At 67.4% G+C, this 24,883-nt stretch carries 27 protein-coding genes; 14 read left to right on the top strand and 13 right to left on the bottom strand.

From position 1 onward, the window contains the following. Window positions 1-148: 148 nt before the first annotated feature. From CNO20_RS12010 to CNO20_RS12030, 5 genes are all read left to right on the top strand, one after another. Window positions 149-676, top strand: a complete 528-nt coding sequence (locus tag CNO20_RS12010) for a hypothetical protein (protein WP_101296369.1) — start codon at window positions 149-151, stop codon at window positions 674-676. A gap of 96 nt (window positions 677-772) precedes the next feature. Further along, entirely contained in the window at window positions 773-2,098 is a 1,326-nt protein-coding gene (locus CNO20_RS12015) for a M28 family peptidase (protein WP_101296370.1), read from the top strand. Window positions 2,099-2,204: 106 nt separating this feature from the next. Next, window positions 2,205-2,894: an NAD(+)/NADH kinase gene (locus CNO20_RS12020; RefSeq protein WP_101296371.1), complete on the top strand. Its 690-nt coding sequence runs from the start codon at window positions 2,205-2,207 to the stop codon at window positions 2,892-2,894. 52 nt (window positions 2,895-2,946) lie between these two features. Continuing rightward, window positions 2,947-3,384: a DUF7313 family protein gene (locus tag CNO20_RS12025; protein WP_101296372.1), complete on the top strand. Its 438-nt coding sequence runs from the start codon at window positions 2,947-2,949 to the stop codon at window positions 3,382-3,384. Window positions 3,385-3,514: 130 nt separating this feature from the next. Then, window positions 3,515-4,465, top strand: a complete 951-nt coding sequence (locus CNO20_RS12030; protein WP_101296373.1) for a glycosyltransferase family 2 protein — start codon at window positions 3,515-3,517, stop codon at window positions 4,463-4,465. Window positions 4,466-4,524: 59 nt separating this feature from the next. Here the strand turns inward: CNO20_RS12030 and CNO20_RS12035 are convergent, their stop codons facing one another. From CNO20_RS12035 to CNO20_RS12065, 7 genes are all read right to left on the bottom strand, one after another. Continuing rightward, window positions 4,525-4,800, bottom strand: coding sequence for a DUF7314 family protein (locus CNO20_RS12035; protein WP_101296374.1), 276 nt, complete (start codon window positions 4,798-4,800; stop codon window positions 4,525-4,527). Further along, window positions 4,793-5,182, bottom strand: a complete 390-nt coding sequence (locus tag CNO20_RS12040; RefSeq protein ID WP_101296375.1) for a DUF7315 family membrane protein — start codon at window positions 5,180-5,182, stop codon at window positions 4,793-4,795. Before CNO20_RS12040 ends, CNO20_RS12035 begins: the two co-directional genes overlap by 8 nt. Before the next feature lie 26 nt (window positions 5,183-5,208). Then, complete coding sequence (locus tag CNO20_RS12045; RefSeq protein ID WP_101296376.1) at window positions 5,209-5,991, bottom strand: cytochrome b family protein; 783 nt, start codon at window positions 5,989-5,991, stop codon at window positions 5,209-5,211. 13 nt (window positions 5,992-6,004) lie between these two features. Continuing rightward, window positions 6,005-6,799, bottom strand: coding sequence for a cytochrome b (locus CNO20_RS12050; protein WP_101296377.1), 795 nt, complete (start codon window positions 6,797-6,799; stop codon window positions 6,005-6,007). 3 nt (window positions 6,800-6,802) lie between these two features. Further along, window positions 6,803-7,192 carry a DUF7318 family protein gene (locus tag CNO20_RS12055; protein ID WP_101296378.1) on the bottom strand — a complete coding sequence of 130 codons (390 nt, stop codon included), beginning with the start codon at window positions 7,190-7,192 and terminating at the stop codon, window positions 6,803-6,805. Further along, on the bottom strand, window positions 7,192-7,740 hold the full coding sequence (locus CNO20_RS12060; protein ID WP_101296379.1) for a plastocyanin/azurin family copper-binding protein: 549 nt from the start codon (window positions 7,738-7,740) through the stop codon (window positions 7,192-7,194). The genes CNO20_RS12055 and CNO20_RS12060 overlap by 1 nt, the downstream gene beginning before the upstream one ends. A gap of 64 nt (window positions 7,741-7,804) precedes the next feature. Then, a complete protein-coding gene (locus CNO20_RS12065) occupies window positions 7,805-8,632 on the bottom strand; it encodes a DUF7319 domain-containing protein (RefSeq protein ID WP_101296380.1) in 828 nt (275 codons plus the stop codon). Between the two features lie 95 nt (window positions 8,633-8,727). On the opposite strand from CNO20_RS12065, the gene CNO20_RS12070 reads away from it, so the two are divergent. Continuing rightward, window positions 8,728-9,207: a DUF7321 family protein gene (locus tag CNO20_RS12070; protein ID WP_101296381.1), complete on the top strand. Its 480-nt coding sequence runs from the start codon at window positions 8,728-8,730 to the stop codon at window positions 9,205-9,207. Window positions 9,208-9,239: 32 nt separating this feature from the next. Here CNO20_RS12070 and CNO20_RS12075 read toward each other — a convergent pair whose 3' ends face one another. After that, on the bottom strand, window positions 9,240-9,482 hold the full coding sequence (locus CNO20_RS12075; protein ID WP_101296382.1) for a hypothetical protein: 243 nt from the start codon (window positions 9,480-9,482) through the stop codon (window positions 9,240-9,242). A gap of 82 nt (window positions 9,483-9,564) precedes the next feature. Beyond that, complete coding sequence (gene nth / locus CNO20_RS12080; protein ID WP_101296383.1) at window positions 9,565-10,251, bottom strand: endonuclease III; 687 nt, start codon at window positions 10,249-10,251, stop codon at window positions 9,565-9,567. Between the two features lie 116 nt (window positions 10,252-10,367). Between nth and CNO20_RS24095 the strand changes: the two genes are divergently transcribed. Further along, a complete protein-coding gene (locus CNO20_RS24095; protein ID WP_269844141.1) occupies window positions 10,368-10,502 on the top strand; it encodes a hypothetical protein in 135 nt (44 codons plus the stop codon). Between the two features lie 148 nt (window positions 10,503-10,650). On the opposite strand, the gene pan1 is transcribed toward CNO20_RS24095, so the two are convergent. Beyond that, window positions 10,651-11,868 (bottom strand): proteasome-activating nucleotidase Pan1, encoded by a 1,218-nt coding sequence (gene pan1, locus CNO20_RS12085; protein WP_101296384.1) that lies wholly within the window; start codon window positions 11,866-11,868, stop codon window positions 10,651-10,653. 136 nt (window positions 11,869-12,004) lie between these two features. Here pan1 and CNO20_RS12090 point away from each other — a divergent pair, with 136 nt between their 5' ends. The 4 genes from CNO20_RS12090 to rad50 are packed head-to-tail and all read left to right on the top strand — an operon-like array spanning window position 12,005 to window position 16,752. Continuing rightward, window positions 12,005-12,265, top strand: a complete 261-nt coding sequence (locus CNO20_RS12090; RefSeq protein WP_101296385.1) for a MarR family transcriptional regulator — start codon at window positions 12,005-12,007, stop codon at window positions 12,263-12,265. A gap of 25 nt (window positions 12,266-12,290) precedes the next feature. Continuing rightward, a complete protein-coding gene (locus CNO20_RS23020; protein ID WP_158237410.1) occupies window positions 12,291-12,653 on the top strand; it encodes a DUF7966 family protein in 363 nt (120 codons plus the stop codon). Then, window positions 12,650-14,071 (top strand): DNA double-strand break repair protein Mre11, encoded by a 1,422-nt coding sequence (mre11, locus tag CNO20_RS12100; RefSeq protein ID WP_101296387.1) that lies wholly within the window; start codon window positions 12,650-12,652, stop codon window positions 14,069-14,071. The genes CNO20_RS23020 and mre11 overlap by 4 nt, the downstream gene beginning before the upstream one ends. Next, window positions 14,068-16,752, top strand: a complete 2,685-nt coding sequence (rad50, locus tag CNO20_RS12105) for a DNA double-strand break repair ATPase Rad50 (RefSeq protein WP_101296388.1) — start codon at window positions 14,068-14,070, stop codon at window positions 16,750-16,752. Before mre11 ends, rad50 begins: the two co-directional genes overlap by 4 nt. 1 nt (window position 16,753) lies before the next feature. Here the strand turns inward: rad50 and CNO20_RS12110 are convergent, their stop codons facing one another. From CNO20_RS12110 to CNO20_RS12125, 3 genes are read right to left on the bottom strand one after another with little or no spacing between them, the layout of a single operon-like run. Further along, window positions 16,754-17,176 (bottom strand): DUF7346 family protein, encoded by a 423-nt coding sequence (locus CNO20_RS12110; RefSeq protein ID WP_101296389.1) that lies wholly within the window; start codon window positions 17,174-17,176, stop codon window positions 16,754-16,756. 25 nt (window positions 17,177-17,201) lie between these two features. Further along, a complete protein-coding gene (locus CNO20_RS12120) occupies window positions 17,202-17,693 on the bottom strand; it encodes a DUF7322 domain-containing protein (RefSeq protein WP_199174838.1) in 492 nt (163 codons plus the stop codon). A gap of 40 nt (window positions 17,694-17,733) precedes the next feature. Beyond that, the gene (locus tag CNO20_RS12125; protein WP_199174848.1) at window positions 17,734-17,919 is read right to left on the bottom strand and encodes a DUF7331 family protein; all 186 of its coding nucleotides are present in this window, start codon (window positions 17,917-17,919) and stop codon (window positions 17,734-17,736) included. Window positions 17,920-18,206: 287 nt separating this feature from the next. Here CNO20_RS12125 and CNO20_RS12130 point away from each other — a divergent pair, with 287 nt between their 5' ends. The 3 genes from CNO20_RS12130 to sufB all read left to right on the top strand — a co-directional run bounded on the left by CNO20_RS12130 (window position 18,207) and on the right by sufB (window position 24,871). Further along, window positions 18,207-22,256 carry a DNA polymerase domain-containing protein gene (locus CNO20_RS12130; RefSeq protein ID WP_101296390.1) on the top strand — a complete coding sequence of 1,350 codons (4,050 nt, stop codon included), beginning with the start codon at window positions 18,207-18,209 and terminating at the stop codon, window positions 22,254-22,256. A 220-nt stretch (window positions 22,257-22,476) separates the two neighbouring features. Further along, window positions 22,477-23,388, top strand: coding sequence for an ABC transporter ATP-binding protein (locus CNO20_RS12135; RefSeq protein ID WP_101296391.1), 912 nt, complete (start codon window positions 22,477-22,479; stop codon window positions 23,386-23,388). Window positions 23,389-23,440: 52 nt separating this feature from the next. Beyond that, the gene (sufB, locus tag CNO20_RS12140) at window positions 23,441-24,871 is read left to right on the top strand and encodes a Fe-S cluster assembly protein SufB (protein ID WP_101296392.1); all 1,431 of its coding nucleotides are present in this window, start codon (window positions 23,441-23,443) and stop codon (window positions 24,869-24,871) included. Window positions 24,872-24,883: the final 12 nt, after the last annotated feature.

Below are 24,883 nucleotides of genomic sequence, written 5' to 3' on the forward strand. Positions count from 1 at the left end.
TCGCTCGCATTGCGCCGCCGCCGCGTCTCGACGCTCGTGACGGACCGGGGGGCGTGAAGAGAGCTTCTGGCGGACGCGTAGCCGCGTTCGCGCCGTCCGAGACCGCCCGTACGAAGCTTTTTATCGGAAAGGGGGACCAGACCGGCCCATGAACCGACGTCGACTCCTCGCCGCCGCGGGAACGGCCTTCGCGTCGCTCGCCGGCTGCGCGTCCGTTCCCGGGACGCCCCCCGTCTTCGTCGACTGCCCCGATCTCTCCCCGGAGGGCGAGAGCGTCTGTGCGCACCGCGCGATCGACCCGCCAGTCGTCCTGAAGCCGTCGAAGTGGACGGTCGCGGCCGGGGAACCGGACGAGATCCGGTTCACGCTGCGAAACCGGAGCGAGCGGACGTACCGATTCCGGGTGGACGCGAGAGTGATGGAGCGGACGGACGAGGGGTGGGACTGGATCGCCCCGCCGCTGATCGTCGGCGGCCGCGGGCAGACGCTCGGCCCCGACGACAGCGCGGAGTGGCTCATGAACGTCGGCGAGGCGCGCCGGCCGGAATCCGACGACGTGTGGTGGATTCCGCCCCTCGACCTCGACCCCGGGCTGTACGGACTGCTCTCGTCGCCCGTCTCCGAGGGCGGAACGCGATACGACTGTCTCGCGCCGTTTCGGGTGGAGTCGCCGTGACGCCCCCGTCTCGGATCCGATCGTCCCTGGCGCTCCTTCCGGAAGGCGACCGCCCCTATCGAAATCGTTACCGTTCGGCCGGCACCAGGGAGTGTCATGACGGACACAAAGTGGATCGGCGAGGCGTTCACGAGCGACGTCGGCTGGCGTCACCTCGAAGCGCTCGTCGACATCGGAAACCGGATGACCGGGAGCCCCGGCGAGCGCGAGGCGATGGAACTGACGCGCGACGCGCTGTCCGACGTCGGCGCGCGAGACGCCCGGATCGACCAGTTCGAGGTGCAGGGCTGGACTCGCGGGTCCAGCGCGATCCGCGCCGGCGACGCCGAACAGGACTGCATCGCTCTCCCCCGAAGCCCGAGCGGGAGCGTCACCGGCGACCTCGTCGACCTCGGGTACGGCCTGCCGGAGGACTTCGACGGGGAGGTCGAGGGCAAGATCGTCATGGTCTCCTCGACCGTCCCGGACCACTACGACCGGTTCATCCACCGCCGCGAGAAGTACTACTACGCCGTCGAACGCGGCGCGGCGGGGTTCGTCTTCGCGAACCACGTCGAGGGCTGTCTCCCGCCGACCGGGAGCGTCGGAACCGGGGACGCGCCGATCGGCGAGATTCCGGCCGTCGGCGTGAGCAAGGAGGTCGGCGCGCGGCTCGCTCGACGGTGGGAGGGCGACGAGGTGACGATCGAGGTCGACTGCGACGTTCACGACGCGACCAGCGGCAACGTCCACGCCGAGCTGGGCCCGGAGACCGACGAGGAGGTGCTCGTGACGAGTCACCTCGACGCCCACGACATCGCCGAGGGGGCGATGGACAACGGCGCGGGCACGGCGACGGTCGTCGAGGTCGCCCGGGCGCTGGCGACGCGCGAGGACGAACTCGACACGCGCGTTCACTTCGTCTGCTACGGCGCGGAGGAAGTCGGCCTCGTCGGCTCCGAGCGCGAGGCGGCGAAGCGCCGCGGGTCCGACGGCGGCAGCCTCGACCGGATCAGGGCGATCGTCAACGTCGACAGCAACGTCCACGGCCGGACGCTGAAGCTGTACACTCACGGGTTCGGCGGCCTCCGGGACGCCGCGGAGGCCGTCGCGGATCGGTTCGATCACCCGATCAGCACGAACCCCGAACTCGTCCCGCACAGCGATCACTGGCCGTTCGTCAGGTGGGGCGTCCCGGGCTCCATGGTCGCCGCGGAGTCCGACACCCGCGGCCGCGGCTGGGGGCACACCTTCGCGGACACGCTCGACAAGCTCGAACCGCGAACGCTCCGCGAGCAGGCGATCCTCCTCGCGGAACTCGTCGCCGAACTCGCGGACGCCGACGCGGAGATCGAGCGCAAGGAGCCGGCGGAGATCGCCGCGGCGCTCGAAGCGGAGGATCTGGCCGCGGGGATGAAGATCACCGGGGACTGGCCCTACTGATCGCGCCGGGGGCGACGGCGACGCCTCGATCGAATCACGCAGCCTTTTACCCCCGGACCGGCAACGTCCGGGTGATGATCGACGCGTGGGCACGGGAGGAGTCCGGATGAGGGTCGCGCTCCGGGGCGACGGCGGCGGCGTCCGGCGGGCCCTCGCCGACGCCGCCCCCGACGTCGAGTTCGTCGCTCCCGACGGGGCCGACGCGGTCGTCGCGGTCGGCGAACGGGCGCTCGTCGACGCCGCGCTCGCCCGGCCGTCGGCGCCGATCGTCCCGATCGGCGTCGGCGGTCGTTACTCCCTCCCGGCGGAGGAGTTCGACCGCCGGGTCGACTCGTTTTTGGCCGGCGAGTGGTCGCCGTCGGAGCACCCCCTGCTGTCGGTCGAGGTCGACGGCGCGGCGGTGGCGGAGGCGTTCCTGGACGTGACGCTCATCACGAGCGAACCCGCCCGGATATCCGAGTACTCGGTCTCCGTCGACGACGAGCGCGTCGACGCGTTCCGCTCCGACGGCGTCGTGGTCGCGACGCCCGCGGGCAGCACGGGGTACGCCCGCGCGGCCCGCGGGCCGATCCTCCTGCCGGGGACGGGCCTGGTCGTCGTCCCGGTGTCGCCGTTCGCAACCCGGTCCGAGCGGTGGGTCGTCCCGGCCGAGGTGACGCTCTCCGTCGAGCGCGACGACGGCGCGGTTTCGCTCGTCGTGGACGGGCGCGAGCGCGGGGAAGTCGGTCCGCACGAACCGGTTCGGGTCGTCCGGTCCGACGCGGTTTCGTTGCTTCGGCCCCCCGCTCGTCCCTGATGGCGCGGGCGGATTGGAAAAACTCTAATGAGTTACGGTCCCAGGGTCGAGTATGCAACCGCTGCAGTTCCTGATCCCCATCGAGCAGGTCGAGGCGATCGGGCCGATCCTGCCGTTCGCGACGCTCGTGTTCGCGCTCGCGAACGTCGCGACCCGGTACCTCGGCCACCGGAAGAACCGCCGGCAGGCCGAGGAGGACGAGCCCATCACGCGGTACGCGCCGCACACGGTCACCACGCTGCTCTTGATCTTCACGTCGCTCGCGTACATTCTCGTCGAACCCCACGGCGGCATCGTCCTCTCGATGCTCGTGATCGGGATGTTCCTCGCGGACTTCTTCGAGTTCGAAGCGCGGCAGGTGGAGGCCCGAAACGCCCTCTCGTTCGAGGCCCCGAAGAGCGCCGTCGCGGCGTCCGTGCTGGTGATCCTGTACGCGGCGTACCAGAGCCTCTTCTTCCTCGTCGCGGACCTCTGGAACGCGGTGGTCTGAGAACCGCCGCGCGCCCGGTTTCCCTCGATCCGTTTTCGATCTCGATCCGGCTCGATTCGAGCGACGAGGACTGTTCTCATCGACTGTCCGACCCGTTTACGACGATCCGCTCCGAAGAGACGGTAAAGACATGGCCGCGACCGCTCCGCCGACGAGCGTCATCCTCCCTACCGTCACGTGGACCGCGGCGTGCGCGGAAGTCGCCGACCAACTCGGTCCGAGGGACGAACTGCTGATCGTCTGTGATTGCGAGGCGGATCCCGTCGCGAAGCGTTCGGACGACCTCCCCGAACGAGTTAGGATCGTCTACGCCGGCGAACCGAGGGGGTGTTCGGGGAAAGCGAACGCCGTCGCGGCCGGGATGGAGGCTGCTCGTCACGATCGGATCGCGTGGACGGACGACGATTTTTACCACCCGCCCGACTGGCTCGACCGACTCCGGGCTGATTACGTGAAGCGCGGTCCCGTTTCGGAGGTTCCGTTCTTCGTCGGACGGGATCCGCTGTCGCTGCTGCTCGAACCGATCTACGCCGTCGGCGGGACGCTCGGCGTCTACGCGGGGAACAAGGCGTGGGGCGGCGCGGTGATGTTCGAACGGGGCGACCTCCGCTGGGACGATTTTCTGCGGGACCTTCGCCGCACCGTGAGCGACGACGGGCTGCTGTCCGAGTACCTCGACGTGACGCCCGTTAGACGGACTCGGTTCGTGGAGGTCGGCGGGACGATCCGCGGAACGATCGAGCGGCACGTCCGGTTCTCGCAGATCGTCCGGCGGCACAAACCGCGGGACACCGCGATCGCGGGCGTCGTCGCCCTCCTGCTCTCCCTCGGCTGCATTCTGTTTCCGATTCCGGGGCTCGCGGCCGTGACGCTGCTTCACTTGGCTGTGTACGAGGCGTTCGGCGTCCGTCGGCGGACTGTCCTGCTCGCGTATCCGGCGACGCTGCTACAGGTGCCGCTGTTCGCGTACGGACTCGCCCGCCGGACGTTCGTCTGGGGCGACCGTCGGTACCGCTGGCGCTCGAAGTTCGACGTGACGGTCGTCGATCGACGCTCCCGGGAAGCGCGCGGCGCGAACTAGTCGGGGTTCGACGGAGACGACGAGGGGACGCGAAAAGGGGAAGGGGGTTCGAATCCGGATTAGCTCGACTCGCGCCGCTCGTTGTACGCCCGCCGCGCCTGCCGCCCGGCGGGGATGAGAACCCAGAAGGTGAGCGCGCCGAGTATCGCGAACCACGCGAACACGTCGATGAGGGCGATCGCGATCGTATCGAAGAGGTTCGCGGCCTCCGGCGCGGGGTCGAAGAACTGCGACGTACTCTCGAAGGATTCGGTCTGGTACCACCCGGCGAGCACCATCCACGCGAGACCGGCGCCCGTGAGTATACCGAGCCCTTTGATGAACTCGTCAGCCATTGTTTGATCCTTCGCCGGAGTCCTCTTGAGACTTTCCCATTCCCCGGGCGCGGAACCGGGTGCCGATCGTGTAGACGCCGGCGCCGAATCCGATCGTCGCGAGCCCGACGACGGCCAGCAGCGCGCTCAGGACGCCCCGGTCGACCGGGACGCCGACCGCGGTCAGAAGCGCCGTAACCAGGCTGCGGAGCGCGCTCACCTGCAGCGTCGCCGCGTCCAAGAGGACGAACCCGAACACGACGCAGACGACCGCGATGAGCGTCGAGAAGACGGTGATCGTCTTGTACAGGCGCATCGGGACGACGACGTCGCGCCGCCCGCCGTCGGACGCGGTCGAGTCCGCCCGCTCGCGATCGGCTGGTCGGCTGTCGGGATCGGTCATGGGAATGAAGAGAGCGGCGAGCCGCGTTACTTCGGCGGTCGGAGCCGGTAGTAGCGGCGGTTGAGGTCGTACATGTACCCCTCGCGCATCGTCTTCAGCACCGCGTAGGTGACGAAGCCGGCGACGACGGGCAGCAGGAACGTCAGGTCGAACAGCAGCGGGACCGCGATCGGAACGAGGTTCTGGACCGCCAGCACGCTGATCGTGAAGGCGAAGACGACCCCGCCGACGCCCACGGCCGCCCAGAACGGCTCCTCGACCGGCCGCCGCGCGCTCCCCTTGTTGAGGAACGGCACGATGGCGATGGCGCCGACGACGACGATGTTCGCCAGCACCCCGTAGGTCCGGTCCGCCATGATCTTCTGCCCGTCGAGGATCGCCAGTTCGGGGTTGATCGGGGTGAGCTTCAGGAGGCCGAAGGACCAGTACAGGTACCAGTCGGGCAGGATGATCGCCGGCGTCGAGCTCGGGTTCGCCGGCGGGCCGATGTGCGGAGGCATCGTCGCCGAGAGGAACAGGATCATCCCGACGAAGAAGCTCGCGATCGAGAGGTTTCTGATCGTCTCGTGCGGCCACGTCGGGAAGCCGAGCACGTCGCGCTCGACGTAGGTCGACTCCTGCCGGAGGTCCTGATCCTCGCGTCGGGCGCGCTCGAAGTACTCGTACGTCAGCCGCGAGAGGCCGGTCGTCCGCTCCTTGCGCTCGCGCCAGGTCGGCGTCTCGTCGTCGGGGGCGACGATGCCGGTGCCGTCGGCCCTGACCTCCTCGCCGCCGTCCGTTTCCGGGGTCTTGTCGTTGGTGTCGGTCATGGTCGTACCTCGATTAGTGGGGTTCGGCGATGCCCTGCACCCAGACGATGCCGATGTGGATGGCGATGAGCGTCGTCACCACGAACGGGAGCAGGAACACGTGGATGATGTACATTCGTTGCAGCGTCGCCTGCGAGAGGGTGAAGCCGCCGAACAGCAGCTGGGCGACCCACTCGCCGGCGAGCGGGATCGAGAGGCTCATCTCGACGCCGATCTGCCCGGCCCAGAACGCCAGCTGGTCCCACGGGAGCAGGTATCCGGTGTACCCGAACACCATCGTCAGGCTGATGAGGACGATGCCGATGAGCCAGTTGAGCTCGCGGGGCTCCTTGTACGCGCCAGTGAAGTACACGCGCAGCATGTGGAGGAACACCGCCGCGACCATCACCTGGGCGGACCACCGGTGGACGCTCCGGAGCATGAAGCCGAACTGGAGTTCGGTCATGATGAACTCGATCTGGCTGTACGCCGTCGTCGGGTCGCCGCTCGTCGCCGGCGAGTAGTAGAAGCCGAGCAACGCGCCGCTTATCGCCGCGACGATGTACGCCAGGGTCGAAAAGAGCCCGAGGGTGTACAGGGGGTACCAGTACCAGAACTTGTTGTCGAGGTTGTACTGCTCGGTGTGGCTCTTCGGCATCTGGAGATTGACCCGGTAGTAGAGCGTCTCGAGGATCTCCAGGTAGTCGACGATGCGGAGCCGCGTGTCGAGCCAGATGAGCGCCGTGAGGTACGTCGTCTCGACGGGCGTCAGATCCTTCTCCTTCATCCAGCCCTTGTGGTCGAATTCGTCTTTCTTTTCCAGGCTCATTTGTCACCTCTTGTAGTAGGGGTAGATCGCGCGCTTGACGTGGTCCCACGGGCTGCCGTCGCCGAGTCCGACGCCGTCGACCTCGTCTTCGCGGACGTAGAGGTCCTCCCACTTCCGGCGGCGCTTCTTCACGATCATCACGTCCGGGAGGAACTCCTTGCGGTACAGCGCGAGGATGAACGCCAGGTCGATGAACACGACGGCGAGGATGCCGCCGAGGAACATGTTCCCGATGTCGGTCAGTCCCCAGCCGGACATCAGCCCGTAGGCGAACAGGAACACGAAGACGACCTCGATCACCGTCAGGAGGACGATGGCGATCGCGGCCGCCGTGCTCTCCCGCGCCGGTTCGTACCGGTGGATGTCGCCGTAGGAACTTCCGGACGACGACATTACTTCTCACCCCCGGCGGTGTTCCCCGTGTTCGCGGACTCGCCGTACTTCAGAATGTAGAACGTGTAGATGATCGTCACGACGATCCCGAGGATGGTCGACACGCCGACCCAGTGGGCCTGGATCGGGACGCCCAGTTCCTCGAGTTCCTTCTCGCCCGCACCGCCGCCCTGCTGCGGGTTTTCGGTGACGATGATCGTCCCGACCATGCCGGCCGACTCGTGGGGCTCGCAGACGTACTCGTACTCCGCCACCTCCTCGAAGGTGTGTTCGAACTCGAATCCCGTGTCTTCGAGCGGCTGGTGGCCCCAGTCTCCTTGGTTCGGGACGACGTTGTGGCCGTCCGACTCCCAGACGAACTTCACCGTCGTCCCGGGCGCGATCTGGAGTTCCTCGGGCTCGAACACCAGCGAACCGCCGGGGCCGACGATGACCTCCTGGGTTCCGCCACCGCCGCCGCCACCGCCTTCCTGTGCGGCGGCTGTTCCGGCCGTCGCCGCGACAGCGGCAGACCCTCCGGCCGTCCGTAAAAAGTCCCGCCTATTCATACAGGTGACACTGAGGAAGGGACGCGCTTAAACCCACCGACTCCTCCGCGATCGGACGTCCGGCTCAGGGGCTCTCCGTCTCGCGTTCGGGGCCGTCGGGGCGGGCCGCGCCGGACGTCTCCGAGAGGGGGAGGAAGTCCGGACGCTCGCCGTCCTCGACGCCGACGGCGCGGAGTCGGTTGCGGTACTCCTCGGCCCGGAACCGGTCGGACAGCCGGGCGTTGGCGACGACGAGAAAGAGGAAAAAGCCGATCGCGACGAAGACGAGGCCGATCACCGGCGCCACGATGTCCAGGTTCGCGATCGGCCAGGCCACGAGGAGGCCGACGCCGGCCAGCAGCTGGATGGCGGCGACGATCTGCAGCATCGTGTTGCCGAGCTCGCCGCTCCCCTCCGCGATCTCGTCCGGCGACGGGAGCGCGGCGTCCGCGGGCGGTTCGGGCACCTCGTACTCCTCCATGGAACAGAGCGCGACCGTCGGTTTCACGTCGCGGAGCACCGTGCCGATCCCCTCGACGCTCCCGTCGGGGAACACCACGGCGTACCCCTCGTCCGAGTACGCGATGAGCCGCTGTTCGCCGCCCTCCTCGATCCGCTCGACCACGGCGAACACGTCCCGGTCGGCGATGCGCGCCGCGAGATCGCTCTCGACGCGGTCCAGGAGCTCCCCGCCGACGATCCAGGAGTCGGGATCGAACACCGCCTCCCACTCCTCCAGCGTCATCTCGGCCATGTCCTCCGGGCCGAAGTCGTCGAAGTCGTACTTCTCCTCGACCTGCCGGCGGAGTGCGTCGAGCTCCGCGTCCGCGTCGTCCGCCCTCGAGGACGCCCCGTCGGCCTCTTTCGGCCCGTCGTCCGGCGTCTCGGCCGGCGTCGATGACGGGTCTGTCATTACCCCGAATCTACTTGCCACACGCGTATACGCTTTCCGACCCGCGTCGCGGCCGATTCGGTCCCTTTACGCCGGCCGGCGACTTAGGCCGACCGATGGTAAGCGAGACGGTCGTCGCCACGCTCGCCGCGCTGATGGTCACCGCGAGTTTCCCCTTCTACCTCTACGGCGCGTGGATCATGATCGACGCCGAGACCGTGACCTGGGACGTGCTCACGTACCACCTCAAGTTCATCGTCGTCGGCTTGACGCTGAACACGATCCCCGTCGTCGCCTGGATGATCCCCCGGCTGTTCAAACAGTTCGGCGGGCTGGCGGCGCTGCACGCCATCCTGGGACTGCAGGCGTACGCGATGCTCGTGTTCGCGCTCACCGGGATCGTGCGGATCTTCCAGGCCAAACACCGGGCGAACCTCTACCGCGACCCGGATCAGGACGTCGACCTCGACGACCTCCACGAGAACATGAGCGCCTGGCGCGGACGCCTCCGGATCGGGGTCTTCGGCTACGTGCTGTTCTGGATCGGCGCGTACCTGCTCGGGATCTACCGGTACCTCACCGGGTACATCTTCTGAAAAGCGGCGGGGACGGCGGAGAACCGAACGCCTCAGCTCTGGTAGGGCTCTTCGTCCCGGTGACGGTCGGGGTTCTCCTGCTCTGCGGCCTCCTCCTCTCGGACCTCCGAGAGCTGTTCGACCTCGCGCTCGCGCTGTTCCTCCTCGGCCTCCGCTTCGGCCTCGCGCCGCTCCTTTTCCGCTTTCTCCTCTTTTTCCTCCTCCTCCTCGTTCTCCTCTTGAACGGGGAGCTCGGTATCCTCCTCCAGGTCGATCCCGTGTTCGTCTTTCGTCATGGGCGGCAGTTGGGTCGTCAGCCCGTTATGCGTTCCGGCCGGTCCGACCGCCCGACGGCGCCGCCGTGGAGGCCGGGTCCGGTCAATCCCAGGGTTCGCCGCTCGCCAGGTCGATCTCGTGGTCGAGTTTCGACGACGGGCAGAGGTCTTCCACGACGCAGTCCGAACACTCCGGGTTGATCGCCGTGCAGGTCGCCCGTCCGTGGCTGATCATGAGGTGGGTGTACTGCTGCCAGTCCTCCTCGGGGACGATCGACATGAGGTCGCGCTCGATGCGCTCCGGGTACTCCTCCTCCGTGATCCCCAGCCGCCGGGAGAGCCGGCGGACGTGCGTGTCGACGACGATCCCCTCGACCACGTCGTGGCCGTGCTGGAGGACGACGTTCGCGGTCTTCCGCCCGACGCCCTTCAGCTCCGTCAGCTCCTCCATCGTGTCCGGGACCTCGCCGCCGTGCTCCTCGACGATGGTGTTCGCGGCGCTCTTGATCCACTTCGTCTTGTTGTTGTGGTAGGTGATGGAGCTGATGTCCTCGTCCAGCTCGTCCACGTCGGCGTTCGCGTAGTCCTCGGGGGTCCGGTACTTCTCGAAGAGGTCCGCCGTGACCTCGTTCACGCGCTCGTCCGTGCACTGCGCGGAGAGCACGACGGCCACGAGGAGTTCGAGCCGGTTCGAGAAGTTCAGGGAGATCGTCGAGTCGGGGTAGGCGTCGTACAGGCGGTCGAGGACTTCGAGCACCTGCTCCTGGCGGGTTTCGAGTGGCGTGCCCATGGTCGGAAGTGTCGCCGCGTCGGTTTGAGTGGTTCGGAGTCGAGGTCGGCGGAGCCGGTCCTCGCTGCCCGCGCCGACGGCGAAGAGTTAAGCCCGCCCGTTTCGACCGACCCGGTATGAACCTCCCGGGTGAATTCGACCACGACGCGTGGCTCGCGGCGGCCGGAACCGGCGCCGGCTACGTCCTGATCCTGCTCGTCATGTTCGCGCTGCTGTTTTTCGTCCCGTACCTGGTGTTCGCGCTGCTCTGATCGCACGTCCGATTGCGCCGCTTCGCCGGCGAAGGAACTGCCGACCGTGCGAGCGCGCCGCTCTCGCTCTCGGCGAGCGACTGAAACTCCGCGATCCGATAGGAACGAGAGAAGAGCTTTGCGCCCGAGCGCGAACGCCGCGCGACTCTCAGGCGAACGCGCGGGAGACGTCCGCGTCCTCGTCGGACTCGGCCTGGATCTTCTCCCAGGCGTCGAGGAAGTCACGCATGTAGATCTCTGTCCGGTCGTCGCGGATGGCGAGCATGCCGGCTTCGGTGCAGATCGCCTTGATGTCGGCGCCGGAGGCGTCCTCGGCGAGCTCCGCCAGCTCGGCGAAGTCGACCTCGTCGTCGACGTTCATCTTCCGGGTGTGGATGCGGAAGATGATCTCGCGGCCCTCCTCGGTCGGCTTGGGCACCTCGATGAGGCGATCGAACCGACCCGGCCGGAGGATGGCGGGATCGAGCATGTCGAAGCGGTTCGTCGCGGCGATGATGCGGATCTCGCCGCGCTCCGAGAACCCGTCCATCTCCGAGAGCAGCTGCATCATCGTCCGCTGGACCTCGGCGTCCCCGGAGGTCTTCGAGTCCGTCCGCTTCGAGGCGATGGCGTCGATCTCGTCGATGAAGAGGACCGCCGGCTCGTTCTCGCGGGCGACCTCGAACAGGTCGCGGACGAGCTTCGCCCCCTCGCCGATGAACTTGTGGACGAGCTCGGAGCCGGCCATCTTGATGAACGTCGCGTCCGTCTGGTTCGCGACGGCCTTCGCCAGCATCGTCTTGCCGGTGCCCGGCGGCCCGTACAGGAGCACGCCCGACGGCGGCTCGATCCCGACCTTCTCGAACATGTCGGGGCGATCGAGCGGCATCTCGACGGTCTCGCGGACCTCCTGCATCTGTTCTTCGAGCCCGCCGATGTCCTCGTAGGTCACGTCGGGGCTGTGCTCGACCTGCATCACCCGGGCCCGGACGTCGGTCTCGTTGTCGAGGCGCTTGACGATCGAGAGGGAGTTGTTGACCGCGACGCGCGCGTCGGGTTCGAGTTCGCCGCGCATCTCGTTCGTGACCTCGGTGAGGGCCTCCTGGTTGTTCCCGTGCTGTTTGATGATGACGCCCTCGTCGGTCATCTCCTGGACCGTCGCGACGAAGAGCGGGGACTGCTTCAGCTTCTTGTTCTCGTGAGTCAGGCGCTCGAGTTTCTGCTGGTACTTGTTGTTCTCGGCGTTCGCGTCGAGGAGCTTGTCCCGCATCTCCTCGTTCTGTGACTCGAGTATCTCGAGGCGCTCCTGCAGGGCCTCAATCTTCTCGTGTTGCGACGTCGACTCCTCGTCGTACGGCAGATCGACGTCGTCCACAGTGTCGGTCATCACTCGCCTTAGGTCGGTCGCCAATAAGAGGCTTCGGGTAACGTAACCCTCCGTCGAACACTCACCGAAGAATAACCGAAGGTAATCATTACACATGGTAAATATTATTAACCTGTATTCCCCAGGTCGAGGTAGTATGAGCACCTCAGAGGCGGTCAGGGGAGACGCGGCGTCCGATCGCTGGGCGTCGGTCCGGGACCTCCCGCCGAGCGCGAAGCTAGTCGCCAAAGTCCTCGACTACAACGACACGCTGACGCAGAGCCAACTGGCAGAGGAAACGCTGTTGCCGCCGCGGACGGTCAGGTACGCCCTCGCCCGGCTGGAAGACGAGGGGGTCGTCACGTCGCGCTTTTCCTTCTCGGACGCCCGCAAGCGCCTCTACACGCTGAACATTTAAATACGATCGCGGCACCAGACGTCCCGTGGCGAATCCGAGAACGGTCAAGCGCGCGCTTCGTCGGCTCGCGCTGGGAGCCGAACCGCCGACCCCCGCCGACCACCGGCGGACGATCCGAGCGGGAGCGGACGCGCTCGCCAGCGTCGAGGACGCGGCGGCTTTCTTCGAGCGGTCGGGAGAGTCGGACCTCCGGGCCGCGGTCGCGACCGCGGAGCGTCGGGCCGACGACGACGCCGCGCGGGCCGGGCGACGCGTCCTCGCTCGCGTCGAGCGGTACCGGCGCGCCGCGGCCGACGCGGTTCTGAACCCCCCCGCGGACGCGGACGATCACTTCCGACCCGGTCGCACAACGCCTTTACCGAGCGGTTGCCAAGGAGGGAGCAGATGACGCGGGTGATCCACACCGGCGACACCCACATCGGGTACCAGCAGTACCACTCGCCGGAGCGACGACGGGACTTCCTCGAGGCCTTCGAACAGGTGGTGGACGACGCGGTCGACGCGCGGGTCGACGCCGTGGTCCACGCCGGAGATCTCTTTCACGACAGGCGACCCGACCTGGAGGATCTCCTCGGCGCGCTCTCCGCGCTGCGGAAGCTCGACGACGCCGGCATCCCCTTCCTCGCGATCGTCGGAAACCACGAGTCGGTCAGGGGGGACCAGTGGCTCGACCTGTTCGAGCGGCTCGACCTCGCGACCCGCCTCGGGCGCGAACCGCACGTGATCGGCGACACGGCGTTCTACGGGCTCGATCACGTCCCCCAGTCGCGGCGGAGCGAACTCGAGTACCGGTTCGAACCGCACGACGCCGCGCACGCCGCCCTCGTCGGCCACGGGTTGTTCACGCCGTTCGCCCACGCGAACTGGGAGACTGAGACGGTGCTGCGCGAGTCGAACGTCGACTTCGACGCCGTCCTGCTCGGCGACAACCACGCGGCCGACACGGCGACCGTCGACGGGACGTGGGTCACCTACTGCGGTTCGACCGAGCGCGCGAGCGCGAGCGAGAAACCCGGGAGGGGGTACAACCTCGTCGAGTTCGACGGGGACGTCGACATCCGCCGGCGGGCGCTCGACACCCGGCCGTTCGCGTTCGTCTCGGTCGAGCTGGCGGACGGCGAGGGCGTCGAGCGCGTCCGCGAGCAGATCGGTCAGCACGACCTCGACGGCGCGGTCGTCATCGTCGAGATCACCGGGGCGGGCGAGCCGCTGACGCCCGCGAGCGTCGAGGCGTTCGCGACCGAGAAGGGGGCGCTCGTCGCCCGCGTCACGGACAGGCGCGAGATCGACGCCGAGACGGAGCTGTCGGTGAGCTTCGCCGACCCCGACGACGCGGTCCGCGACCGGATCGTCGACCTCGGCCTCTCGGCGGCGGCCATCGACATCGACGAGACGGTCCGGGCGAGCAAGGTGGCCGATTCCAACGTCCGCGAGGAGGTGCGGACCCGCGTCGAGCGGCTCGCCGCCGACGATCCGGGCGCCTTCGAGCGCGCCCCGGACGCAGCGGACGACGCCGAACGCCCGGATGCCCCCGAGCGCCCGGACGCCGCGAACGGAACCGGCGGAGACGGAGTCAGCGACGACGGGGACGCGGCCGAGCGGCCGAGCGAAGGCGCGGCTTCGGACGCGGATCCGGAGACGGCCGACGCCGACGCCGACGCCGAAGCCGAGGCCGACGCCGAAGGCGATGGTACGGTCGCGTCCGCCGCGGACGCGTCGGGTCCCCCGGCCGAACCCGAGCGCGAACCGGAGCCGGACGGATCGGCTCGAAACGGCGACCAGGTGTCGATGGAGGACTACCTGTGAGATTCGACCGCGTCCGGCTCGCGAACTTCAAGCCGTACGAGGACACCGACCTCCTGCTGCGAGACGGGGTGACGGTCATCCACGGGCTGAACGGCAGCGGAAAGTCCTCGCTGCTCGAAGCGTGCTTCTTCGCCCTCTACGGGTCGAAGGCGCTCGACGGGACGCTCGACGACGTCATCACGACCGGGGAGGAGGACGCAGAAATCGAGCTGTGGTTCACGCACGACGACGACGAGTACCACCTCGAACGCCGGCTGCGACGGTCGGACGACCGAACGCTGACGGCGAAGTGCGTCCTCTCGGGCCCCGACGCGACGATCGAGGGGGCCCGCGACGTCCGGCAGTTCGTCACGGACACGCTCCGGATGGACGCCGAGGCGTTCGTCAACTGCGCGTACGTCCGCCAGGGCGAGGTGAACAAACTCATCAACGCCACGCCCGGCCAGCGCCAGGACATGATCGACGATCTCCTCCAGCTCGGAAAGCTGGAGGCGTACCGCGAGCGGGCGTCCGACGCCCGCCTCGGGGTGAACGACGTCCTCGCGGACAAGCGCGGGCGGCTCTCCGAACTCGACTCCCAGATCGAGGCGAAGGAGGACGCGGGCCTGCACGACCGCCTCAACGCCCTCCGGACCGACCTGAAGGAGGTCGACGCCGACATCGACCGCTACGAGGAGCAGCGGCGGAAGGCCGAGAACAGCCGAGACGCGGCCCGGGAGGTCCTCGACGGGCACGAGGAGAAGCGCGCGGAGCTCGCCGACCTCTCCGAGGAAATCGAGGCGCTCGAGGGCGACATCGCCGAGACGGAGCGGGAGCGGGAACGCCTCCGCGACGAGCTCCGCGACGTCCGCGAGCGCCTCGCTGACCTCGACGGCGCGATCGCCGAGCGGCTGTCGGAGACGCCGCTGGAAGCGGCCGAGGCGGCCGCCATCGAGACGCGACGCGAGACGCTGGACGAGCGGGAGTCGGATCTCGACGCCGGGCTGGCCGACCTGCGGACGCGGGTCACGATGCTCTCGAACCAGGCCGAGAAACTCGGCGAGCGGGCCGACGAGTTCGAAAAACGCGCGGCGAGCAAGCGCGACCGGGCGGCCGAACTCGCTGACGCCGTCGAAGCGGCCGAGGCCGAACTCGAACGGCGTCGGGAGGCGCTCGACGACCTCGACGCGGAGCTGGACGACCTCGAAGCGACGTTCGACGACGCGCCGGTCGACCTCGGCGGGGCGGCCGAGCGCGAGACCGAACTCCGGGAAACTCTGTCGACGGTCCGCGACGAGGAGACGGAGACGAAGGCGGCGCTCGAAAGCGCGCGCGACCGCGTCGAGGAGGCCGAGGCGCTGCTCGCCGAGGGCAAGTGCCCCGAGTGCGGCCAGCCCGTCGACGGCTCGCCGCACGTCGATTCCGTCGACGAGGACAGAGAACGGGTCGCCTCCCTCGAAGCCGACCTCGAAGCCGTCCGGGAGCGCCGGGCGGATCTGGAGGCGGCCATCGAGGAGACGGTCGCCCTCGTCGACGCCGAAGACCGGGTTCGCGAACTCCGGAACGGCCGCGAGATGTTCGAAGAACGCGTCGAGGAGAAGGCACGCGAGATCAGCGAAAAGCGGGAGCAGATCGACGAACTCCGCGAGGACGCCGAGGAGCTGACAGTCGAGGCCGAGTCGAAGCGGGAGGTCGCCGCCGAAAAGGCGGCGGAGGCCGAGGACGCGCGCGAGGAAGTCGCGGAGCTCGAAGCCGACCTGGAGGCGGTTTCCGACGCCCGCGACCGGCTCGACCGTCTCTCGGAGCTCCTCTCGGAGCGCGACGACGCCGAGGATCGCGCCGAGCGCCTCGGCGAGAGGCGCGAGAGCCTCGCCGACCTCAACGACGAGCGCCGCGAGCGACTCGCCGAGAAGCGCTCTCGTCGGGCGGAGCTCCGCGAGGCCGTCGACGAGGAGCAGATCCGACGGGCCCGCGAGCAGAAGGAAAAGGCCGAGGAGTACCTCGAACGGGTCGAAGACGAGCTGGATCGCCTGACCGAAACGCGGGACGAGCTTCAGAGCGCCGTCGGCGGGGTCAAACAGGACCTCGCGCAGCTGGAGGAACTGCGGGCGCAGCGCGAGGAGCTCTCGGAGCGCGTCGACGCGCTCGAATCGCTTCACGACGAGACGGAGGAGCTGGAGCGTATGTACGGCGACCTCCGCGCGGAGCTCCGGCGGCGGAACGTCGAGAGCCTCGAACGGATGCTGAACGAGACGTTCGATCTGGTCTACGGCAACGACGCCTACTCGCGCATCCGGCTCGACGGGGAGTACGAGCTCACCGTCTTCCAGAAGGACAGGACCGCGCTCGACCCCGAGCAGCTCTCGGGCGGCGAGCGCGCGCTGTTCAACCTCAGCCTCCGCTGTGCGATCTACCGGCTGCTCGCGGAGGGGATCGACGGGGCCGCGCCCATGCCCCCGCTGATCCTCGACGAGCCGACGGTCTTCCTCGACTCCGGGCACGTCTCCCGACTCGTCGGCCTGGTGGAGGAGATGCGCGGACTCGGCGTCCGACAGATCGTCATCGTCAGCCACGACGAGGAACTCGTCGGGGCCGCGGACGACCTCGTCACGGTCGAGAAGGACGCGACGACGAACCGCTCGTCCGTCCGACGCGAGGACGCCGCGGCGCTCGTCGGGCTCGAATCCCCCGCCGACGACTGAACTACCGCCGGATCGCCGCGACCGCGTCGGTCGCGAGAGCGGTCGCGTCGTACCCGCGCTCGCCGTACACCCGGGTCTCCTCGACCAGCCCGGCCGCGCGGAACTCCGCGATGACGCCGTGGAGGTCGCTCTCGCAGAGGTCGTACGCGTCGAGCAGTTCGACCGCCGACAGGGGACCGCGGTCCACGAGTTCGACGAGCAGCCCGAGCGCGCGGTCGTTCGGCGCCGCGGTGATCAGCCGTCTGACGGCCGCGGGCACTCCCGCGGCGGCGGTGGCGAGCGGCGATTCGCCGTCGACCGCTTCGAGGTCCTCGTTGCCGACGTACCGTTCGGCCCCCGTCTCGGGGTCGCGCACGAGACTCGACGAGCCGGACCGCTTGAGGAGGAGATACCGCTTCCCCGACGAATCCCGTACCGTTCGCATGTGGACGGACAGGCCCCGCGGGGGGTTAGGAGTTCCGCTCGTCCGCCGCCGATCGGTCGTCCGAAGCCGGCGCGTCGTCGGCCCGACGGGCGGCGTCCGAGACGCCCTCGTTCCCGTCCGGGTCGTCCCCATCCGCGTCTGTCCCGTCCGCGCCGTCCCGGCTCCGTCTGAACTCGCGGTAGATCTGATAGGTCCGTACCAGGGCGAGCGTCCCCCCGACCACCAGTCCGCCCCCGATGGTCCACTGGTCGCGGAAGTAGACGAGCATCAGTCCGAGGCAGAGCGCAAACAGCCCCAGGTTGACGAAGACGACGCTGGCCCAGAACGGTCCGGCGATCTCCCGGACGGCCTCCGGCCGCGGCTTCGGCTCGGAGACGCGGGGATCAGGTACCGACGGGACCGTCGGAAGCTCCCGCTCCGGATCGCTCCACCGGGCTTCGGGGTCGGGCTCGTCCGGCTCGTCCGGCCAGGGATCGTCCCCGTCCCCGGGCTCGTCGGACCACGGGTCGGCGGTCACGGTCGAACCGTCGATCGGCAGCGGGGAAAAGCGTTCGACTTCAGGCGCACTCCTTCAGCGGGACGGTTCGCGCCGCCTGCATCCACGCCAGCGGGTTGTCGGCGTCGTAGAACACCACGCCGCCGTCCGTCTCGTAGGACTCGATCGTCTCGACGCCGTCGGGCACCTTCGGCGGTTCGTCGGACGCGTCGATCCCCCTCTCCTCGTCTATCGCACGGTCGGACATTTCACAGATCCAACCTGATTCTTCGAATAAATGTTTTCTGGAAGATATCAATCGATAGTTTTGTACGCGTCGGCGTCGGATTGAACCGACGCGACCCCGTCCTCGAGTCCGTCCCGACGACCGGAATTCGGTCGAGCCGCCATCGTCCGCGACGGCACCGCCCGAGAGCGGCCGGGGCCGGCGGGTCGTCCGCCGGAAGGCCTCTCGCCGAGGTAGCCCCCGCTCGCGGCCGAGCGCTGCGGCCACACCGCGGGGGTTTTTATCGGCGGGGACGAACCATCGACAACATGAAACAGAGCGGATTCGACGACTTCGCCGGGGGAGGAGGTGGCGCCCGGCCGGACGAGGAGGCCGCGGCCGTCGCGGGCAACGGCGGCCAGGAGGTCGCGGAGGTCATCGACGCGTCGGAGCTTCGGTTCCCGGAGGCCGACGGAACGATCGAGATCGCCGTGACGCAGGTCGATTACACCGTCGAAGGGCAGGGTTCGAACGAGCATCCCGTCGTCCACGTCTTCGGTCGCACGGCGGACAACGAACCCCAGCACGTCCGCGTTCTCGGATTCCGCCCGTACTTCTACGCCCCGACCGACTCGCTGACCGACGGAGCGCTCGACCGCGACGCCATCACGGGCGCCGAGGAGGGGTACCGGAGCATCCGGGGGAAGGCGCTCACGAAGATCTTCGGCCGCACCCCGCGGGACGTCGGCCAGATGCGCGACGAGTTCGAGCACTACGAGGCCGACATCCTGTTTCCGAACCGGTTTCTCATCGACAAGGACATCGGCGGCGGCGTCCGAGTGCCGGCGCGTCGGCTCGACGACGGCACTATCCAGGTTCCGCACGACGAGGTCGAACCGGTCGAGGTCGACGCCGAACTCCGCGTCAACACGTTCGACATCGAGGTGGACGATCGGTCCGGCTTCCCCGAGGACGGCGAGGAGCCGATCGTCTGCCTGACGAGCCACGACTCCTACCGCGACGAGTACGTCGCCTGGCTGTACGAGGCCCCCGACGGCGACGGGGACGCGCCCGACGCGCTCGTCGGGTACGACCCGTACCAGGACAGCACCGACATCGAGGTCCGGTCGTTCGAGGCCGAGGACGAGATGCTCGACGCGTTCGTGTCGTACGTCGAGGAGACGGACCCGGACGTGCTCACCGGCTGGAACTTCGAGGACTTCGACGCGCCGTACTTCCTCGACCGGCTGGAGGTGCTCGACCCGACGAGCGAGTACGACCTCAGCGTCGAACGCCTCTCGCGCGTCGACGAGGTCTGGCGCAGCGGCTGGGGCGGCCCCGACATCAAGGGTCGGGTCGTCTTCGACCTGCTGTACGCCTACAAACGGACCCAGTTCTCCGAACTGGAGTCGTACCGCCTCGACGCCGTGGGCGAACTGGAACTCGACGTGGGCAAGGAGCGGTACTCCGGAGACATCGGCGACCTCTGGGAGCGGGACCCCGAGCGCCTCCTCGAGTACAACGTTCGCGACGTCGAGCTCTGCGTCGAGATCGACCGCAAGCAGGAGGTCATCGCCTTCTGGGACGAGGTGCGGACCTTCGTCGGCTGCCTCCTGGAGGACGCGCCGACGCCCGGCGACGCGGTGGACATCTACGTGCTCCACAAGGCGCACGGGCGGTTCGTGCTCCCGACGAAGGGACAGCAGGAGACCGAGGAGTTCGAAGGCGGCGCGGTCTTCGACCCGATCACGGGCATCAGGGAGAACGTGACCGTGCTCGACCTGAAGTCGCTGTACCCGATGTGCATGGTGACGATCAACGCCTCGCCGGAGACGAAGGTCGGTCCGGAGTACGAGGGGGAGACCTACCGCGCGCCGAACGGGACCCGCTTCCGGAAGGAACCGAACGGGATGATGCGCGACATGGTCGACGAACTCCTCACCGAGCGCGAGGAGAAGAAGGCGCTCCGCAACGAGCACGCGCCGGGGACGCCCGAGTACGAGCAGTTCGATCGGCAGCAGGCGGCGGTGAAGGTCATCATGAACTCGCTGTACGGCGTCTCGGGCTGGGACCGGTTCCGCCTCTACGACAAGGAGAACGCCGCCGCCATCACGGCCACCGGCCGCGAGGTCATCGCGTTCACCGAGACGGCGGCGAAGGAGATCGGCTACGAGGTGGCGTACGGCGACAGCGTGACCGGGGATCGTCCCGTGGTCGTACGCGACCCGACCGGTTCGGTTCGGCTCCTCCCGATCGAGGAGCTATTCGAGCAGGGCCGACCGGAGGCGACTTCGGAAGTACTCATCACCGCAGACGGCGGTCCGGTCGCCGCGACGTCCCTCGGCAAGGAGCGTCGAGCGGTCGACGGATGGGAAGCGCTCTCCGTGAACGAGAACGGCGAGCCGGAGTGGCAACCAATCAGACAGGCGATCAGGCACGAAACGGACAAACCGGTCGTCAAACTTCAGCACAAGTTCGGAGAGTCGACGACGACTTACGACCATTCGTACGTCGTCGAGGCGGACGGCGAACTGACGGAAGCCAGTCCGGACGACGTGGACGAACCGCTTCGGGTCGACGGATTCCCGGACGTCGACGCGGTCGAGACGATCGACGTGTACGAGATCCTCAGCGGGTACGAACGCGAATACGAGGACGGACGGAGCGTCGGTGGTGACAACTCCCGAACGAAGGTGAAACGCGTCCACGCCGACGACGAGTACGTCTGGTTCGGGCACGAACACCACCGTGACCAACCGAAGACCGTCCGCGTCCAGCGCTACATCGATGTCGACAGCGAGGACGGGTACGCGCTCGTCAGACTCCTCGCGGCGTACGTTGCCGAAGGAAGCTCTTCGACGGCCGAAACGACGGAGAGTCGCTACGGCGCGAGCATCGCGGAGTCGCGGCGGGAGTGGCTCGAACAACTCCAGCGTGACTACTACCGACTGTTCGACAATACGACCGCAAGCATCGTCGAGAGTGACGTGCGCGACGAACGTCGTCTGCCGTCCGAACCCGGCTCCGACGGAACGGTGCTGACGGACAACGATCGGACGCTCAAGCTCCAGATGATGAACGAACTTGCGGCGGTGTTCTTCCGGGAATTCGCGGGGCAAACGTGCCGGGGAAAGCGGGTTCCATCGTTCATCTTTCACCTCCCCGACGAACTCCAGACGCTGTTCATCCGGACTGCGGTCGAGGGTGACGGGTCGAAGGAGTTCCCGCGGTACTCCGACGCGTACGCCGACCGAAACTTCGACTTCGAGACGGTGAGCCGAGAGCTCGCCGCCGGGTTGTCGATGTTACTCACCCAGCGCGGGCAGAAACACGCGCTGAAATACCGAGCCTCGAAGGGCTCGTACACGATTCGCACCTGCGATTACTACCGCGAGGGTCGCAAGCCGGTTCTCACCGAAGTCGATTACGACGGCTACGTGTACGACCTCAGCGTCGAAAAGAACGAGAACTTCGTCGACGGCGTCGGCGGGATCGTTCTCCACAACACCGACAGCGTCATGCTCGAACTCGGCCCCGACGTCACGAAGGACGAGGCCGTAGAGCAGTCCTTTGAGATCGAGGCGCACATCAACAGCAGGTACGACGACTTCGCGCGCGAGGAACTCGGCGCGGAGGAGCACCGCTTCCAGATCGAGTTCGAGAAACTCTACCGCCGGTTCTTCCAGGCCGGCCGAAAGAAGCGGTACGCGGGCAACATCATCTGGAAGGAGGGCAAGGACGTCGACGACATCGACATCACGGGCTTCGAGTACAAGCGCTCCGACATCGCGCCGATCACCAAGGAAGTCCAGAAGAACGTCATCGAGATGATCGTCACCGGCGGCGACCTGGCGGCGGTGAAATCGTACGTCCACGAGGTCATCACCGACTTCCAGGCCGGGAACGTCGACCCGGACGAGGTAGGTATTCCCGGCGGCATCGGCAAGCGCCTCGACAGCTACGACACCGACACGGCGCAGGTCAGGGGGGCGAAGTACGCGAACCTGCTCCTCGGCACCAACTTCCAGCGCGGGAGCAAGCCGAAGCGGCTCTACCTCGATCGCGTCAAACCCGAGTTCTTCGAGCGCTTCGAGTCCCGCCACCCCGAGCTGTTCCCCGAGAAGAACGGCGGGACCCGCGGGGAACTCACGGCCGAACAGCGCCGAAAGCGCGACCTGTACGACGAGTTCCGGAAGAACCAGGACGTCATCTGCTTCGAGTACGCCGACCAGGTGCCCGAGGAGTTCGAGATCGACTGGGAGAAGATGCTCGACAAGACGCTGAAGGGCCCCATCGCCCGGGTCATCGAGGCGCTCGACGTCTCGTGGGACGAGGTCAAATCCGGCCAGCAGCAGACCGGCCTCGGGAGCTTCGTCTGATTACCCGGGAGGGGCCTTCGTCTGATCGCCCAGGAAAACCGATCGGCGCGCGCAGCGCGCTCTCACCGCGCTGATTACGGCCCGTCGCGCCCGTTGCGCCCGCCGCGACGCTTTCACAAACGGCAAATTAATTTTCCCAGGTCAAAAATCGCAGGGGGTAAATGCGTAAGCATTATGGGTCGGACTCGCCACCCTTCGAGTACGAGGAAACGAGATAACGATGGCAGTACTCGAAATCAAGAACCTCCACGCAGAGGTAGCGACCGAGGACGGTGAGAAGATCCTTCGGGGCGTCGATCTCGAGGTCAACTCGGGGGAGATCCACGCGCTGATGGGACCGAACGGGTCCGGAAAGTCGACGACCGCAAAGGTCATCGCCGGCCATCCCGCCTACGAAGTGACCGAGGGGGAGGTGCTGCTCCACCTCGACGAGGACGACTTCGGCGCGGATTTCGAGATCCCCGAGGACAAGCGCACGTGGGACCTCCTCGACCTCGAACCGAACGAGCGGGCCGCGCTCGGCGTCTTCCTCGGCTTCCAGTACCCCGCCGAGATCGAGGGCGTCACGATGACGAACTTCCTCCGGACGGCGCTCAACGCCAAGCTCGAAGAGCGCGAGGAGCTCTTCGAGGACGAGGACGAGGCCGAAGACGAGGAGGAGGACGTCGGCTACGACACCTCGCCGATGGAGGGCCCCGTCGACGAGGGCGAGGTCGGCGTCGCCGAGTTCCAGCAGCTGCTGAAGGAGAAGATGGAGCTCCTCGACATGGACGAGAAGTTCGCCCAGCGGTACCTCAACGCCGGCTTCTCCGGCGGCGAGAAGAAGCAGAACGAGGTGCTCCAGGCCGCGATCCTGGAGCCGTCGATCGCCGTGCTCGACGAGATCGACTCGGGGCTCGACATCGACCGCCTGCAGGACGTCTCGAAGGGCATCAACGCCCTCCGCGACGAGCAGGGCACCGGCATCCTCCAGATCACCCACTACCAGCGCATCCTCGACTACGTCGAGCCCGACATGGTCCACATCATGCTCGACGGCGAGGTCGTCATGGAGGGCGACGCCTCGCTCGCCCAGGAACTCGAAGCGAAGGGGTACGACTGGGTCCGCGAGGAAGTGTACGGCACGGCGTAACCGAATTCGCCTAGCAGAGGCTACATAAGTTAGCGAACGTAAACACGAGACAATGAGCTCCGAACAAGATCACCTCAAGGAAACAGACACCGAGGCCCGCTTCGAATTCAAGAAGGAGCAGAAGGCCGCGTTCAAGGCCGACAAGGGTCTCACCGAGGAGACGATCCGTCTCATCTCGGAGGACAAGGACGAACCGGAGTGGATGCTGCAGCGCCGCCTCCGCGCGCTGAAGCAGTTCCAGAAGATGCCGATGCCGACCGACTGGCCGGGGCAGCCGGACCTGTCGGAGGTCGACGTGAACGAGATCGTCCCGTACATCCGCCCGGACATCGAGACCCGCGGCGGCGCGGAGTCGTGGGACGACCTGCCCGAGGACATCAAGGACACGTTCGACAAGCTGGGGATTCCGGAGGCCGAGCGCAACGCCCTCTCGGGCGTCGGCGCCCAGTACGAGTCCGAGATCGTCTACCAGAACATGCAGGAACAGTGGCAGGAGAAGGGCGTCGTCTTCATGGACATGGACAAGGCTGTCCAGGAGCACCCCGACATCGTCAAGGAGTACTTCATGACGAAGTGCGTGCCGCCGTCGGACAACAAGTTCGCGGCGCTGCACGGCGCTATCTGGTCCGGCGGCTCCTTCGTCTACGTCCCCGAGGACGTGACGGTCGAGATGCCGGTGCAGGCGTACTTCCGGATGAATTCGGAGGGGATGGGCCAGTTCGAACACACGCTCATCGTCGCCGAGAAGGGCAGCGAGGTCCACTACATCGAGGGTTGCTCCGCGCCCAAGTACTCCGCCTTCAACCTGCACTCCGGCGGCGTCGAAGTGTTCGTGGGCGAGGACGCGCACGTGCAGTACTCGACGGTGCAGAACTGGTCGAAGAACACCTACAACCTCAACACCAAGCGCGCCATCGTCGAGAAGGGCGGCCGCATGGAGTGGATCTCCGGCTCCATGGGCTCGAAGGCCACCATGCTCTACCCGGCCTCGATTCTGAAGGGCCGCGGCGCGAGCGACAACCACATCACCATCGCGTTCGCGGGCGAGGGGCAGAACATCGACACTGGCGCGAAGGTGTACCACAACGCCCCCGAAACCAAGTCGACCATCGAGTCCAAGTCGATCTCGAAGGACGGCGGCCGCACCAACTACCGCGGCCTCGTCCACATCGCCGACGGCGCGGCGAACTCGTCGACCTCGGTGGAGTGCGACGCGCTGATGTTCGACAACGAGTCCACCTCGGACACCATGCCGTACATGGAGATCAACGAGTCGACGGTGGACGTGGCCCACGAGGCGACGGTGGGGAAGATCGGCGACGAGGACGTGTTCTACCTCCAGTCGCGCGGCCTCGACGACGACGACGCAAAGCAGATGATCGTCTCGGGATTCATCGAGCCGATCACGGAGGAACTGCCGATCGAGTACGCGGTCGAACTCAACCGCCTGGTCGAACTCGAAATGGAGGGTAGCCTCGGGTAACCGCCCGGGACG

The organism is Halegenticoccus soli, from assembly GCF_002844195.1.
In the GTDB taxonomy this organism is placed as follows: Archaea; Halobacteriota; Halobacteria; order Halobacteriales; family Haloferacaceae; genus Halegenticoccus; species Halegenticoccus soli.